General features: G+C 72.1%; 16 protein-coding genes. 2 read left to right on the top strand and 14 right to left on the bottom strand.

Annotation, left to right across the window (positions count from 1 at the left end):
* Nucleotides 1–3 precede the first annotated feature (3 nt).
* The 3 genes from recO to leuA all read right to left on the bottom strand — a co-directional run bounded on the left by recO (nucleotide 4) and on the right by leuA (nucleotide 3,669).
* The gene (recO, locus tag ACZ58X_RS35600; protein WP_470337712.1) at nucleotides 4–750 is read right to left on the bottom strand and encodes a DNA repair protein RecO; all 747 of its coding nucleotides are present in this window, start codon (nucleotides 748–750) and stop codon (nucleotides 4–6) included.
* A gap of 200 nt (nucleotides 751–950) precedes the next feature.
* Complete coding sequence (locus tag ACZ58X_RS35595; RefSeq protein ID WP_470337711.1) at nucleotides 951–1,622, bottom strand: TerB family tellurite resistance protein; 672 nt, start codon at nucleotides 1,620–1,622, stop codon at nucleotides 951–953.
* 250 nt (nucleotides 1,623–1,872) lie between these two features.
* On the bottom strand, nucleotides 1,873–3,669 hold the full coding sequence (leuA, locus tag ACZ58X_RS35590; protein WP_470337710.1) for a 2-isopropylmalate synthase: 1,797 nt from the start codon (nucleotides 3,667–3,669) through the stop codon (nucleotides 1,873–1,875).
* A 333-nt stretch (nucleotides 3,670–4,002) separates the two neighbouring features.
* Here leuA and ACZ58X_RS35585 point away from each other — a divergent pair, with 333 nt between their 5' ends.
* Nucleotides 4,003–5,025: a M4 family metallopeptidase gene (locus ACZ58X_RS35585; RefSeq protein ID WP_470337709.1), complete on the top strand. Its 1,023-nt coding sequence runs from the start codon at nucleotides 4,003–4,005 to the stop codon at nucleotides 5,023–5,025.
* A 108-nt stretch (nucleotides 5,026–5,133) separates the two neighbouring features.
* On the top strand, nucleotides 5,134–5,400 hold the full coding sequence (locus tag ACZ58X_RS35580; RefSeq protein WP_360228741.1) for a protealysin inhibitor emfourin: 267 nt from the start codon (nucleotides 5,134–5,136) through the stop codon (nucleotides 5,398–5,400).
* 96 nt (nucleotides 5,401–5,496) lie between these two features.
* On the opposite strand, the gene era is transcribed toward ACZ58X_RS35580, so the two are convergent.
* The 11 genes from era to ACZ58X_RS35525 form a co-directional block, all read right to left on the bottom strand.
* On the bottom strand, nucleotides 5,497–6,426 hold the full coding sequence (gene era, locus ACZ58X_RS35575; RefSeq protein WP_049651090.1) for a GTPase Era: 930 nt from the start codon (nucleotides 6,424–6,426) through the stop codon (nucleotides 5,497–5,499).
* Between the two features lie 60 nt (nucleotides 6,427–6,486).
* Nucleotides 6,487–6,669 carry a hypothetical protein gene (locus ACZ58X_RS35570; protein WP_360228745.1) on the bottom strand — a complete coding sequence of 61 codons (183 nt, stop codon included), beginning with the start codon at nucleotides 6,667–6,669 and terminating at the stop codon, nucleotides 6,487–6,489.
* A 100-nt stretch (nucleotides 6,670–6,769) separates the two neighbouring features.
* Nucleotides 6,770–7,123: a cytidine deaminase gene (locus ACZ58X_RS35565; protein WP_470337708.1), complete on the bottom strand. Its 354-nt coding sequence runs from the start codon at nucleotides 7,121–7,123 to the stop codon at nucleotides 6,770–6,772.
* A 50-nt stretch (nucleotides 7,124–7,173) separates the two neighbouring features.
* Nucleotides 7,174–7,725, bottom strand: coding sequence for a DUF4383 domain-containing protein (locus ACZ58X_RS35560; protein ID WP_470337707.1), 552 nt, complete (start codon nucleotides 7,723–7,725; stop codon nucleotides 7,174–7,176).
* 51 nt (nucleotides 7,726–7,776) lie between these two features.
* Entirely contained in the window at nucleotides 7,777–8,013 is a 237-nt protein-coding gene (locus tag ACZ58X_RS35555) for a hypothetical protein (protein ID WP_470337706.1), read from the bottom strand.
* Nucleotides 8,014–8,046: 33 nt separating this feature from the next.
* Nucleotides 8,047–9,369 (bottom strand): hemolysin family protein, encoded by a 1,323-nt coding sequence (locus ACZ58X_RS35550; protein ID WP_470337705.1) that lies wholly within the window; start codon nucleotides 9,367–9,369, stop codon nucleotides 8,047–8,049.
* A gap of 19 nt (nucleotides 9,370–9,388) precedes the next feature.
* Nucleotides 9,389–9,883 (bottom strand): rRNA maturation RNase YbeY, encoded by a 495-nt coding sequence (ybeY, locus tag ACZ58X_RS35545; RefSeq protein WP_030061268.1) that lies wholly within the window; start codon nucleotides 9,881–9,883, stop codon nucleotides 9,389–9,391.
* 14 nt (nucleotides 9,884–9,897) lie between these two features.
* Complete coding sequence (locus tag ACZ58X_RS35540; RefSeq protein WP_470337704.1) at nucleotides 9,898–11,025, bottom strand: PhoH family protein; 1,128 nt, start codon at nucleotides 11,023–11,025, stop codon at nucleotides 9,898–9,900.
* Between the two features lie 199 nt (nucleotides 11,026–11,224).
* Complete coding sequence (locus ACZ58X_RS35535) at nucleotides 11,225–12,148, bottom strand: ribonuclease Z (protein ID WP_470337703.1); 924 nt, start codon at nucleotides 12,146–12,148, stop codon at nucleotides 11,225–11,227.
* Nucleotides 12,149–12,154: 6 nt separating this feature from the next.
* Complete coding sequence (locus tag ACZ58X_RS35530; RefSeq protein WP_470337750.1) at nucleotides 12,155–12,508, bottom strand: histidine triad nucleotide-binding protein; 354 nt, start codon at nucleotides 12,506–12,508, stop codon at nucleotides 12,155–12,157.
* 56 nt (nucleotides 12,509–12,564) lie between these two features.
* Nucleotides 12,565–13,377, bottom strand: a complete 813-nt coding sequence (locus ACZ58X_RS35525; protein WP_470337702.1) for an RDD family protein — start codon at nucleotides 13,375–13,377, stop codon at nucleotides 12,565–12,567.
* Between the last annotated feature and the right edge of the window lie 38 nt (nucleotides 13,378–13,415).

Here is a 13,415-nt window from a genome sequence, read left to right as displayed (position 1 = left end):
TGCTCACTTCTCCACGTATCTCATCGAGCGGATGCCCCGCTCCAGGTGCCACTGCAGATAGGCCGCGACCAGGCCGCTGCCCTCCCGCCAGTACCGCGGCTCGCAGGCGTCGGCCGTCCGCCAGTCCCCTGACAGCAGCGCCCCGAGCAGTACCAGTGTCTCAGGGGAGGGTACGGCACATCCGGGCACTCGGCAGTCCGCGCAGAGCACCCCCCCTGCGGGGAGGGAGAAGAAACGGTTCGGCCCGTCCAGGCCGCACTTGGCGCAGTCCGTGAAGCTCGCGCCGTACCCGTTCACCGCGAGCGAGCGCAGCAGGAAGGCGTCCAGCACCAGGTGCGACTCGTGCGTTCCGGCGGCCAGCGTGCGCAGCCCGCCCACCAGCAGCAGGTACTGCTGGACGGCCGGCTCGCCCTCGTTCTCGGCGAAGCGCTCGGCCGTCTCCAGCATCGCCGTGCCGGCGGTGTAGCGGCCGTAGTCGGTGACGATCGTTCCGCCGTACGGGGCGATGGTCTCCACCTGGGTGCACAGCGGCAGCCCGCGCCCGATCAGCTCGCTCCCCCGGCTGAAGAACTGCACGTCCACGTGCGAGAACGGCTCCAGCCGGGCGCCGAACTTGGACTTGGTCTTGCGCACCCCGCGCGCCACCGCCCGGACCTTGCCGTGGTGGCGGGTCAGCAGGGTGATGATCCGATCGGCCTCGCCGAGCTTCTGCGCCCGCAACACGACGCCGTCGTCCCGGAAAAGACTCATGCCCCCCATTGTCCCCCAGGGCACGGACAGCCGTGGACGGTCACGGACGGCCGTGCACGGCCGCGGCAGCGGACAGCCGTGTTGCCCGCACCGGGGCCGTGGGGGAGGACCACTGCGGTGCGGGTCACGGCGGGCCCGGAGGGGGGAACGGGCCCGTTTTGTGGGGGATGCGGAAGGTCCGGAGGGGCGGGGCCGAGGCCCTACAGGTTCTCGTACGGTGCCCGGGTCGCCGCCTCCAGCAGCGCCGGCACCTGGCTCTGCGGCAGGTCCAGGCAGCTGCCGACGGCGGCCAGCGCCTCGCGTTCCTGCGGCAGGTAGCGCCCGTCCGCCAGGGCGATCGCGGCACCCAGCAGCAGCAGCCGCTCCCGGCCCTGCTGGGCCAGGTGCGGGGCGAGCGGTTCGAGCACCGCGTGCAGCTCCACGGCCAGGCCGCCGGCCATCCCGTGGGCGTCGTGGAGTTCGCCGCCGAGCCCGGACAGCGCGGCGAGGGCGGCCAGCACCTGGGCCTCGCCGCAGTCCTCGAACCCGGCCTCGCGCACCGCCGTGCAGGCCGCCTCGCGGGCCGCCCGGTGGGCGGTGCCGCCGGCCGCGAGCAGGGCCAGGGCGATGGTGTACTGGGCGTCCCGCAGCATCGCGCCGAGGCGCACGCTGGTGGGCTGCTCCAGGGACTCGACGCCGTAGCGCCCGTGGCAGCTGGTGCACTGCACGCTGCCGATCACCGGCCCGAGCGGCGCGACCGGCGTCCCCAGCAACCGCAGCCACCGCCGGCCGTGCTGCCGGCGGTAGTTGCGGTCCCCGCCGCAGCCCGGACAGAAGAAATCACCGAGAACATCGGTCCGCCACCTCGGGCGAACACCCCACAACCTGGTCACGGCGCCACTCCCCAGACATGGCAGGCGGCCTGCACAACTATGGACAGGTCACGCGACCGGACACCGAGGCCGTCCCACCGACCCGGCTTGCCGGTGGATCGATGTTGCCACGGTTACCGGCACGTGTCAGTACCTCGAACGGCTTCCGATCCGAAAAAATGTGGCGCAGGCCACAGCCCGCCCGGAGCGCCCGCCGGACACGGCGAAGGGCCGCCCCGCGGGACGGCCCTTCGCGTACCACCCTCGGGAGTTAACCGCGCTGCGAGCGGTTGACGGCACTGATCATCGCCTTCAGCGAGGCCAGCACGGTGTTGCCGTCGATGCCCACGCCCCACAGCACCTTGCCGTCCACCGCGCACTCCACGTACGCGGCCGCCTGGGCGTCGCCGCCCTCGCTCAGCGCGTGCTCGGCGTAGTCCAGCACCCGTACGTCCACGCCGATCCGGGCCAGCGCGTCCGCGAAGGCCGAGACCGGGCCGTTGCCGGTGCCGGACAGGGTCACCGGCGCACCGTCCACCACGGCTTCGGCGGTCAGCGCGTCCCGGCCGTCCTCGGTGGTCAGGGTGCGCGAACCGGCCAGCGACAGCCGGCCCCACGGGTTGCCGGTGGTCGGCAGGTACTCGTCCTCGAAGACCCGCCAGATCTCCGCCGGGCTGACCTCGCCACCCTCGGCGTCGGTCTTGGCCTGGATGATCCGGGAGAACTCGATCTGCATCCGGCGCGGCAGGTCCAGCTTGTGGTCGTTCTTGAGGACGTACGCCACCCCGCCCTTGCCGGACTGGCTGTTGACCCGGATGACCGCCTCGTAGGTGCGGCCGACGTCCTTCGGGTCGATCGGCAGGTACGGCACGCCCCAGGTGTGCTCCGCCACCGGCACCCCGGCCGCCTTCGCGTCCGCCTCCAGGACGTCGAAGCCCTTCTTGATGGCGTCCTGGTGCGAGCCGGAGAAGGAGGTGTACACCAGGTCCCCGGCGTACGGGTGGCGCGGGTGCACCTCCATCTGGTTGCAGTACTCGGCGGTGCGGCGCACCTCGTCGATGTCGGAGAAGTCGATCTGCGGGTCGATGCCCTGCGAGAACAGGTTCATCCCCAGCGTCACCAGGTCGACGTTGCCGGTCCGCTCGCCCTGCCCGAACAGGCAGCCCTCGATCCGGTCCGCGCCCGCCATGTAGGCCAGCTCGGCCGAGGCCACGGCGGTGCCGCGGTCGTTGTGGGGGTGCACCGACAGGCAGACGAACTCGCGGCGCGACAGGTTGCGCGACATCCACTCGAACTGGTCGGCCTGGACGTTCGGGGTGGCCCGCTCGACGGTGGCCGGCAGGTTCAGGATGATCTCGCGGCCCTCACCGGGCTGCCAGACGTCCATCACCGCCTCGCAGACCTCCAGCGCGAAGTCCAGCTCGGTGTCCACGAAGATCTCCGGCGAGTACTGGTAGCCGAAGACGGTGTCGTCGCCCAGCAGCTTCTCCGCGTACTCCATCACCAGCCGGGTGCCGTCCACCGCGATCGCCTTGGTGGCCGCCTCGTCGTTGCGGAACACCACCCGGCGGAACAGCGGCGCGGTCGCGTTGTACAGGTGGACGGTCGCCCGCGGGGCGCCGACCAGCGACTCGACGGTCTTCTCGATCAGCTCCTCGCGGGCCTGGGTCAGCACCGAGATGGTGACGTCCTCCGGGATCGCCCCCTCCTCGATCAGCGACCGCACGAAGGCGTGGTCGGTGGCGCCGGAGGACGGGAAGCCGACCTCGATCTCCTTGTAGCCCATGGCCACCAGCAGGTCGAACATCTTCCGCTTGCGGGCCGGGGACATCGGGTCGATCAGCGCCTGATTGCCGTCCCGCAGGTCGGTGGAGAGCCAGCGCGGCGCCTTGGTGATCACCTTGTCCGGCCAGGTGCGGTCCGGCAGGTCGACGGTGCCGAACGGCAGGTAGCGCCCGTAGCGCATGCCCGAGGGCCGCTGGCGCACGGAGGCGGCGGTGATCGGGGTCGGCCGGTCGACGAAGGCGCGAGCGGCGGGGACGGACGCGGCGGAGGTCTGCTCGGTCATGGAGGGGACTCTCGGCTTCCTGTGGATGCGTGGTGCGGGCGGTCGGGAGGGATCGACACCGACTGGCCGGCCGCTGCTGCGCCACGCGATGCGCCGTCGCACCGCCGTTTCCGCGCACAGCTCGTTCCCCGCGGCGAGGGAGCCGGCCCGGTGGACTACAGGCCCTCGACGCGGCAGCTAAGAAGAAGCAGCCCGTTGCGCATGATGTGGCCCAGCGTAACCCAGGCCCGCGCGCCCCCGAAGTGATCCGGGCTTCCGTTCCACTCCTTGAGACGTGGACCGGTCCTGCCGCAGGTGGTGACATCCGGTCATCGAGGCCTCACCCTGGGCCACATGACTGCAGGAGTCCCGCGCTGCGCGATCGTCCCGCCGTACGTCCTGGACCGCCTCGCCGAGGCCGGTCACCAGCCCGCCGTCCACTCCCTCGCCCTGGACGCCGCCCACCGCGCGGCCCGCCTCGCCGCTCCCCCGCCGACCGCCGGCGCCCCCGGCCTGAGCCGGCTGATCCTCGACGCCGGGCACGGCCGGCGGCTGCCCGGGCGCACCGTCCGCACCGAGGGCCACGCCCCGGTCACCGACACCTCCGTCAACCACGCCTACGACGGCCTAGGCGCCACCTTCGCGCTCTACTCCGAGGTCTTCGGCCGCGACTCGATCGACGGCCACGGCCTGCGGATGGACGCCAGCGTCCACTACGGCCGCGACTACGACAACGCCTTCTGGAACGGCTCGCAGATGGTCTTCGGCGACGGCGACGGCCAGGTCTTCGGCGACTTCACCGCCTGCATCGACGTCATCGGCCACGAACTCACCCACGGCGTCACCCAGTTCACCGCCGGACTGGACTACCAGGACCAGCCCGGCGCGCTCAACGAGTCGGTCTCCGACGTCTTCGGCTCGCTGGTCAAGCAGTACGCCCTGCACCAGGACGCCGCCTCCGCCGACTGGTTGATCGGCGCCGGACTGCTCGCCCCCGGCATCCAGGGCGTGGCGCTGCGCTCGATGAAGGCCCCCGGCACCGCCTACGACGACCCCCAGCTCGGCAAGGACCCGCAACCCGCCCACCTGCGGGACTACGTGAACACCACCGAGGACAACGGCGGGGTGCACATCAACTCCGGCATCCCCAACCACGCGTTCTACCTGCTGGCCACCGCCCTCGGCGGGTCGTCCTGGGAGCAGGCCGGGCGGATCTGGTACGACGCCCTGACCGGCGGCACGCTGCCCGCCACCGCCGACTTCACTGCCTTCGCCCGGGCCACCGTGGCCGCCGCCAAGGCCCGCTACCCCGACAAGCCCCCGATCGCCGACACCGTGACGGCCTCCTGGGCCCAGGTCGGCGTCAGCCCGGGATGACCGCGGGCGACCGGTTCACCGCCGGTCCGGAGCGGTTTGAGACCGGCTTAAGGTCACGGTCAGGGAAAAGAGCCGCACGAGCCTTCCCTGCGTAGCACCATGGACACCATGCGTATCCAGGTGACCCGGACCGGCGGACTCGCCGGAATCCTCCGCCACGCGGAGCTCGACACCGTCGACCGCACGGACGCCCCGCACGTCCACGCGCTCGCCCGCGAGGCCGTGGCGGGCGGGCTGCGCGCGCCCTCGTACGGGGTGCCGGACGGCTTCCACTACGAGATCACCGTCGACGGGCGGACGGTGTACTGCGCCGACCCCAAACTCACCGACTCGCAGCGGGAGCTGGTCTCGCTGGTGCTCCGCGAAGGGGCGTAGACCGCTCCCGGGCCCGGTGCGGCACGGGCCCGCCCGGACGCGCACGGCGTCCGGACGGGCCCGGGGCGGTTCCCCGCCCTTCGCCGAACTGCCCGGTCAGAAGCCGAGCTTGCGCAGCTGCTTGGGGTCGCGCTGCCAGTCCTTGGCCACCTTGACGTGCAGGTCCAGGTAGACCGGCGTGCCGAGCAACGCCTCGATGTGCTTGCGGGCGGTGGTGCCGACGTGCTTGAGCCGCGCGCCCTTGGCGCCGATCACGATCGCCTTCTGGCTCTGCCGCTCGATGTAGACGTTGGCGTGGATGTCCAGCAGCGGGCGGTCCGCCGGGCGGCCCTCGCGCGGCAGCATCTCCTCGACCACGACGGCCAGCGAGTGCGGCAGTTCGTCCCGCACGCCCTCCAGAGCGGCCTCGCGGATCAGCTCGGCGACCATGATCTGCTCGGGCTCGTCGGTGAGGTCGCCCGCCGGGTAGAGCTGGTCGCCCTCGGGCAGCAGCTTGGTGAGGAGGTCGGCGACCAGTTCGACCTGCTTGTCGCCGACCGCGGAGACCGGGATGATCTCGGCCCACTCGAAGCCCAGCTCGATGCCGAGCTGGTGGATGGCGATCAGCTGCTCGGCCAGGCGCTTGGAGTCGACCAGGTCGGTCTTGGTGACGATGGCGACCTTGGGGGTCTTCTTGATCCCGGCGATCTCCTTGGCGATGAACTTGTCGCCGGGGCCGATCTTCTGGTCGGCGGGCAGGCAGAAGCCGATCACGTCGACCTCGGCCCAGGTGGTGCGGACCAGGTCGTTGAGGCGCTCGCCGAGCAGGGTGCGGGGCTTGTGCAGGCCGGGGGTGTCGACCAGCACGAGCTGGGCGTCCGGGCGGTGCACGATGCCGCGCACGGTGTGCCGGGTGGTCTGCGGGCGGTCGGAGGTGATCGCGACCTTCGTCCCCACCAGGGCGTTGGTCAGGGTCGACTTGCCCGCGTTGGGACGGCCGACGAAGCACGCGAACCCGGAGCGGTACGAGGAGGAAGGGGCATTCATGGGCCCCATTCTCCCTGATCACCGGAGCCCCGCTGTCCGGGGTCGGTCCGTCCGGGCCGCTCAGCCCTTGCCGCCGCCCCGTCCGACCAGCGAGAACACCACCAGCAGCAGCAGGAAGGCGAGTGAGCCCCAGAGCCAGTAGACCGTGCCGGTCTCCTGCCACTTGCCCATGCCCATCACGAACAGCACCAGCCCGGCGACGAACGCCAACGCCCCCATGCCCCAGCCCCTCACCGAGTCCACCCCTCCGGTGAGATTATCTGCTGAGTACAGGAGGCGGGGTCCGCCTGACCGCAGGGGGCGGGGTCCGCCACAGCGGCCCCGACGGGCCGCCGCAGGCGCCTCAGCGCGCCTCGGCCGCCACCCGCAGCGTCCCGTCCGGCCCGGCCAGCAGCACCGGCGTGCCGGGCCCGCCCAGGTCCCGCACGGCCGCCAGGTCGGCCTCGGCGGGCTGCTCGGCCTCGCTCACCACGGCGGCCGCCTCCAGCGACTTCGCACCACTGGCCACCGCCATCGCCACCGCCGCCTGCAGCGCGCTCAGCCGCAGCGACTCCAGCGCGACCGTGCCGGCCACGTAGGTGCGGCCGGTCTCGTCGCGCACCGCGGCCCCCTCGGCCACGCCGTTGCGGGCGCGGGCCGAACGGGCCAGGGTGATGATCTTCTTGTCTTCGGGGTCGAGTTCGACGATGTCACTCATGCCGCCGAGCATAGGCGGCCGCTCGCCCGCCCGAGCGGGCGAGTCGCACCTCAGTGGCCGACCGGGTGGGTGCGTCCCGGGTTGGGGTTGAGCACCTTGACGAAGGTCTTCGCGGCGCCGGACGGCAGCGGCTCCTCCCGTGAGGCCCGGTCGCGCCAGAACGGGTTGTCGTGCGGCAGGTGGCTGCTCACCCGGCCGTACATCCCGAAGGTGGTCACGACGATCCCGAAGACGAACGCGAACAGCACGTTCGACATCCGGAAGTTGAGGATGTTCGCGTCCGGCCGGCCGAGCACCGTCAGCCCGTAGAAGCCGGACAGGACGAACAGCACGCCGACCACCATGTTGAGGTTGGACGCGAAGTTCCCGCCGATCACCGCCCCGGCCAGCAGGACCGCCCCCGCCACGATGGACAGGATGCTCAGCGCCCCGTTGGTCGACAGCCCGGCGATCCGGTCACCGTGGGTGGCCAGGAAGCCGGGGTGGTCGGCCAGCCCCAGGATCCCGAACACGATCAGGAAGATCCCCCCGAGCCCCGCCCCGACCCGCCACACCAGGGCGAGCCGTCGATCGACGGTCGGCAGTTCGTCTTGCAGCTTCATGGCGACCTCCAGAGCTCGGCCCCGGCCGGAAAGCACGGCCGAGGGCCACGGCTAGCTGTAGGGATGGCTCCCCTGCATGTGCGGGGTCTCGTGCAGGTAGAGCGAGCCGCACTGCTGGCAGCAGCGCAGCCCGGTGCCCCATTCCTGTTCGGGCCGCGTCTCGGCGTCGGCGGGCATGGTCCGGCCGCAGAGCGCGGTCGACGGGTCCTCGTCCCGCACCACGTGCCAGGACTTGACTCCGCCGGCCGCCCCCTGCGGGCCGTACTCCGCGCGAAGTTTGTGCGTCATGCCCTCCATGGTCGCGCGGCGACCGCCCACCCGCTACTCGCCCGCGGCCCGCACCGTTTCCGACCCGCGCACCGGCGAGGCGACCATCGAGCCGATCCGGTTGCGGCGCCCGGCCGAGGACTCGGCGGTCAGCAGGATGCCGGTCAGGCCGGCCGCGGCCGGCTCGGGCAGCGGGATCTCGCAGGCCGACCCGGGGATCGGCACCCGGCCCAGGTGCTTGGCCAGCAGGCCGCCGACGGTCTCGACGTCCTCGTCCTCCAGCTCGATCCCGAACAGCTCGCCCAGGTCCTCCACCAGCAGCCGGGCGGTGATCCGGTACGAGCCGTCGCCGAGGTCCTCGACCGGCGCGATCTCCCGGTCGTACTCGTCGGTGATCTCCCCGACGATCTCCTCCAGGACGTCCTCGATGGTGACCAGGCCCGCCGTGCCGCCGTACTCGTCGATCACGATCGCGACGTGCGAGCGGCGCTGCTGCATCTCCCGCAGCAGGTCGCCGGCCGGCTTGGAGTCCGGGACGAACACGGCCGGGCGCATCACCGCGCCGACCTCCTCGGCCTCCGCCTCCCGGTTGATGTGGGTGCGGCGCACCAGGTCCTTGAGGTAGACGATGCCGACCACGTCGTCCTCGTTGTCGCCGACCACCGGGATCCGCGAGAAGCCCGAGCGCAGCGCCAGGGTGAGCGCCTGCCGGACGGTCTTGTGCCGCTCGATCATCACCAGGTCGGTGCGCGGCACCATCACCTCGCGCACGATGGTGTCGCCCAGTTCGAAGACCGAGTGCACCATCCGGCGCTCCTCGTCCTCGATCAGGTCGTCCTTCTCGGCGAGGTCGACCAGCGCCCGCAGCTCCGCCTCGGAGGCGAACGGCCCCTCCCGGTACCCCTTGCCCGGGGTCAGCGCGTTGCCCAGCAGGATCAGCAGCCGCGGGATCGGGCCGAGCACCGCGGCCAGCGGCAGCAGCACGAAGGAGGCCGCGGTCGCGGTGGAGATCGGGTGCTGGCGCCCGATCGTGCGCGGCGAGACGCCCACCGCGACGAAGGACACCAGCACCATCACGCCGAAGGCCAGCAGCACGGCCTGCCAGGTCGGGTGGATGTTGCGCACGCACACCACGGTGACCAGCACCGCGGCCGCCATCTCGCTGGCCACCCGGATCAGGGTGGCCAGGTTGAGGTAGCGGAACGGGTCGGAGGCGACGGCCAGCAGCCGCGCGGAGCCGCGCCGGCCGTTGCGCACGGCCTCCTCCGCCCGGAACCGGGAGACCCGGGAGATGCCCGCCTCGGCGCACGCGGCCAGCCAGCCCAGCACGACCAGGGCCACGGCACCGAGGATGAAGCTCGTACTCTCACCACTCACGGGAGTTCGGGCCCCGCGCTCAGTGGGTGGTGGGGGCCGGGGAGATGCCGCCGAGGCCCCGGCCCGCCCGCCAGTCGTCCAGGATCCGCTTCTGGAGGGCGAACATCTCTTCCTCCTCCTCCGGCTCCTCGTGGTCGTAGCCGAGGACGTGCAGCACGCCGTGGACGGTGAGCAGCTGCAGCTCCTCGTCCATCGAGTGCTTGGAGGGGGCCGCCTTGCCCTGCTGCTCGGCGACCTCGGGGCAGAGCACGATGTCGCCGAGCAGGCCCTGCGGCAGCTCCTCGCCCTCCTTGCCGGGACGCAGCTCGTCCATCGGGAACGACATCACGTCGGTCGGTCCGGGCAGGTCCATCCACTGGATGTGCAGCTCCTCCATCGCCGCACCGTCCACCAGGATCACGGACAGTTCGGACTGCGGGTGGATCCGCATCTTGTCCAGGGCGAAGCGGGCGACGTCGAGGATGGCTTCCTCATCGGCGTCCCAACCGGACTCGTTGGCGATGTCGATCGACATGACGGGCTGTGTGCTCAGCTTTCGGTGCGATGGGACTGTCGGGGTGCGCGCGCCGCGGCGGTCTTGCCGGGGCGCCGCTGGGCGGGCTTGCGGGCGGCCGGGGAGTTCTCCTCGGCCTCCTGCAGCGCGTCCCAGCGCTCGTAGGCGTCCACGATCCGGCCGACCAGCTTGTGGCGGACCACGTCGGTGCTGGTGAGGACGGAGAAGTGGATGTCCGGGACGTCGGCCAGGATCTCCTGGACGACCTTGAGCCCGCTGCGGGTGCCGCCCGGGAGGTCGATCTGGCTGGTGTCGCCGGTGACCACCACCCGGGAGTTGAACCCGAGGCGGGTGAGGAACATCTTCATCTGCTCGGGCGAGGTGTTCTGGGCCTCGTCCAGGATGATGAAGGCGTCGTTCAGGGTGCGGCCGCGCATGTAAGCGAGCGGCGCGACCTCGATGGTGCCGGCCGCCATCAGGCGCGGGATGGAGTCCGGGTCCATCATGTCGTGCAGCGCGTCGTACAGCGGGCGCAGGTACGGGTCGATCTTCTCGTAGAGGGTGCCGGGCAGGAAGCCCAGCCGCTCGCCCGCCTCGACCGCCGGGCGGGTCAGGATGATCCGGTTGACCTCCTTGGCCTGGAGGGCCTGGACGGCCTTGGCCATCGCCAGGTAGGTCTTGCCGGTACCGGCCGGGCCGAGGCCGAAGACGATCGTGTGCTTGTCGATCGCGTCGACGTAGCGCTGCTGGTTCAGCGTCTTGGGGCGGATCGTGCGGCCGCGGTTGGACAGGATGTTCGCGGTGAACACCTGGGACGGCGCCGGGCTGTCCGGGCCCTCCTCGCGGAGCATGGCGATGGAGCGCTCCACGGAGTCCTCCGTCAGGGGCTGGCCGGTGCGCAGCACCAGCATCATCTCGTTGAAGAGCTTCTGCACGAGGGCGACCTCGGCGCGCTCCCCGGTGGCGGTCACCTCGTTGCCGCGGACGTGGATGTCGGCGGCGGGGAACCCCTGCTCGATCACGCGCAGCAGCGAGTCCGCCGTGCCGAGCAGGGTGACCATCGGATGCTTCTCGGGGATGACGATCCGGGCGCTCACCCGGCCGTCGCCGGTCGGTTCGGGGCGCGACTGTCCGTCGGTACGGGTCTGCGATGTGTCACTCATGGGTCGGCGCTGGGCCTGCCTCATCCCATCCGTGGTCTCGTGTGCCGCTCGGTCTCTCCGGGGCACCAGGGTACGCCGCGAGCGTGATCGCCGCGGCGGGCGGCGGGGCCGCACCCGACGATGCTGCGGCAGATCGCGGGGCGGCGCGAGCCCTTTTCGCGGGGAGCCCGCGCACCGTCCACCGCCGGCGCCCCGCCGTTCACGGGTGACGGCGGGCGGGGACGGGCACCCGGGCGAGGTCCCCGGCGAGCACCAGCTCCCCGTCGAAGTGCTTGCGGGCGTCGGCCAGGTGCTGGCCCAGGTCCGGGTAGCGCTGGGAGAAGTGGGTCAGCACCAGGGTCCGCACCCCGGCCTCGGCGGCGACCTTGGCGGCCTGCCCGGCGGTGAGGTGGCCGTGGTCCTCGGCGAGGTGGGCGTCGGCGTCGGTGAAGGTCGCCTCGACCACCAACAGGTCGGCCCCCTCGGCGAGTCCGTGCACCCCCTCGCAGAGCCGGGTGTCCATCACGAAGGCGAAGCGCTGGCCCCGCCGGTGCTCGCTGACCTCGTCCAGGGTGACGGTGCGGCCGTCCACCTCGACCGCTCCCTCGTGCTGGAGCAGGCCCACCGCCGGGCCGCGCACGCCGGCCGCGGCGAGCCGCTCGGGCACCAGCCGGCGGCCGTCCGGCTCGGACAGCCGGTAGCCGAAGGACTCCACCGGGTGGTCCAGCCGGACGGCGTCCAGCGCGAAGCGGGCGCCGGGCGCGGGCAGCGGGCCGGGCTCGTCGATCGGCCGCGGCCGCAGCACGGCGGTCTCGTGGTACGCGGTGGCGTGCCGCAGCCGCTCGAAGTAGACCTCGCCGGACGCCGGGAAGTAGACGTCCACCGGGTGCGGGACCCGGTCAAGGTTGATCCGCTGGATCACCCCGGCGAGGCCCAGGCAGTGGTCGCCGTGGAAGTGGGTCACCGCGATCCGGGTGATCTGGGTGGCCGAGACCCCGGCGTGCAGCATCTGGCGCTGGGTGCCCTCGCCGGGGTCGAACAGCAGGCCCTCGCCGTCCCAGCGGAGCAGGTAGCCGTTGTGGTTGCGGTGCCGGGTGGGCACCTGGCTGGCGGTGCCGAGGACGACGAGTTCGCGCTGGGACACCTGGGATCAGACCATGCTCTCGTTCATCGGCATCCCGCCGAGCACGTGCACGTGGGCGTGGAACACGGTCTGCCCGGCGCCCGCGCCGGTGTTGAAGATCAGCCGGTAGTCCTCGATGCCCTCGTCCCGCGCCACCGCGCCCGCCTCGGCCAGCAGTTCGCCGGCGATCTCGGGCTCGGCGGCGCCCAGCGCCGCGGCGTTCGGGTAGTGGACGTGCGGGATCACCAGGACGTGTACGGGGGCCTTGGGGGCGATGTCGCGGAAGGCGAGGACGCGCTCGGTCTTGCGCAGCACGGTCGCCGGGATCTCGCCCGCCACGATCTTGCAGAACACACAGTCGGACTGCGGCTCGCCGGCCATCGGAATCTCCTCGGTTCGGTCGTCGATCACGGTTTCACGGGCCGTACGGGCGCAGCCTAGCCGAGCCGCCCGACCGCCTGCCGGTACTCCCGCAGGTGCTTCCAGCGCACCGAGCGCATGCCGACCACGTCCCCCTCGTCCAGGTCGAACTCCTCGGACAGGAAGGCCACCGCCAGGAAGACGAAACCGAGCAGCCAGCGCCTGGTCAGCCGCCAGGTGTTGGGGCGCATCACCCGCTTGCGGCGCACCACCCGCATCGCCAGGATCCCCTTGCCCACGCTGAAACCGGTCAGCCGGGCGAACACCACCTGGTTGAGGAACGAGGCGAGCAGGCCGACGCCCAGGAAGGCCACCCAGAACGGCACCACCGGGCCGCCGGCGTGCTGGACGGCGTGGCCGGCCGCGGCCGCGACCGGCTTGGTCCGGCCCGCGGCCGCGTCCGAGGCGACGGCGGCCGCGAAACCGAGGCCCAGCGCGAGGGCGAAGTCCAGCACGATCGCCAGGAAGCGCCGGAAGCCGCCCGCCTCCGGGGGGCACGGCGGCAGCGCGGGCTGCGCCTGCTGCTGCGGGTGGGGCTGCTGCTGCGCCTGCGGGTACGGGGGCTGCCCGTACGGCGGTTGGGCCGGCGGGTACGGCTGGGGCTGCCCGTACGGCTGCTGGGGCTGACCGTACGGCTGGGGCTGCTGCGGGTACGGCTGCGGGGGCTGCGCGTACGGGCCCTGGCCGTACGGGTTCGGCCCCGGGCCGCTCTGCGGGTACTGCTGCTGCGGGTACTGCTGCTGCGGGTACGGCTGGTTCTGCGGGTACTGCTGGTGCTGCGGGTACTGCTGGTGCTGCGGGTACTGCGGCGGCGGATAGCCCTGCGCCATGGTGTGCTCCCCCGTGAGCCGTCGACCAGATCACGATC

It is taken from the genome of Kitasatospora sp. NPDC040550, assembly GCF_055594965.1.
Note: the sequence above shows the minus strand (reverse complement) of the source record. Positions and strands in the feature narration are given on the sequence as shown.

What these genes read in the sequence shown, in the direction of transcription:
- recO (WP_470337712.1), bottom strand. Translation starts at nt 750, where the DNA reads ATGAGTCTTTTCCGGGACGACGGCGTCGTGTTGCGGGCGCAGAAGCTC.
- era (WP_049651090.1), bottom strand. Translation starts at nt 6,426, where the DNA reads ATGAATGCCCCTTCCTCCTCGTACCGCTCCGGGTTCGCGTGCTTCGTC.
- ACZ58X_RS35525 (WP_470337702.1), bottom strand. Translation starts at nt 13,377, where the DNA reads ATGGCGCAGGGCTATCCGCCGCCGCAGTACCCGCAGCACCAGCAGTAC.
- leuA (WP_470337710.1), bottom strand. Translation starts at nt 3,669, where the DNA reads ATGACCGAGCAGACCTCCGCCGCGTCCGTCCCCGCCGCTCGCGCCTTC.
- ybeY (WP_030061268.1), bottom strand. Translation starts at nt 9,883, where the DNA reads ATGTCGATCGACATCGCCAACGAGTCCGGTTGGGACGCCGATGAGGAA.
- ACZ58X_RS35585 (WP_470337709.1), top strand. Translation starts at nt 4,003, where the DNA reads ATGACTGCAGGAGTCCCGCGCTGCGCGATCGTCCCGCCGTACGTCCTG.
- ACZ58X_RS35555 (WP_470337706.1), bottom strand. Translation starts at nt 8,013, where the DNA reads ATGACGCACAAACTTCGCGCGGAGTACGGCCCGCAGGGGGCGGCCGGC.
- ACZ58X_RS35540 (WP_470337704.1), bottom strand. Translation starts at nt 11,025, where the DNA reads ATGAGTGACACATCGCAGACCCGTACCGACGGACAGTCGCGCCCCGAA.
- ACZ58X_RS35580 (WP_360228741.1), top strand. Translation starts at nt 5,134, where the DNA reads ATGCGTATCCAGGTGACCCGGACCGGCGGACTCGCCGGAATCCTCCGC.
- ACZ58X_RS35560 (WP_470337707.1), bottom strand. Translation starts at nt 7,725, where the DNA reads ATGAAGCTGCAAGACGAACTGCCGACCGTCGATCGACGGCTCGCCCTG.
- ACZ58X_RS35565 (WP_470337708.1), bottom strand. Translation starts at nt 7,123, where the DNA reads ATGAGTGACATCGTCGAACTCGACCCCGAAGACAAGAAGATCATCACC.
- ACZ58X_RS35530 (WP_470337750.1), bottom strand. Translation starts at nt 12,508, where the DNA reads ATGGCCGGCGAGCCGCAGTCCGACTGTGTGTTCTGCAAGATCGTGGCG.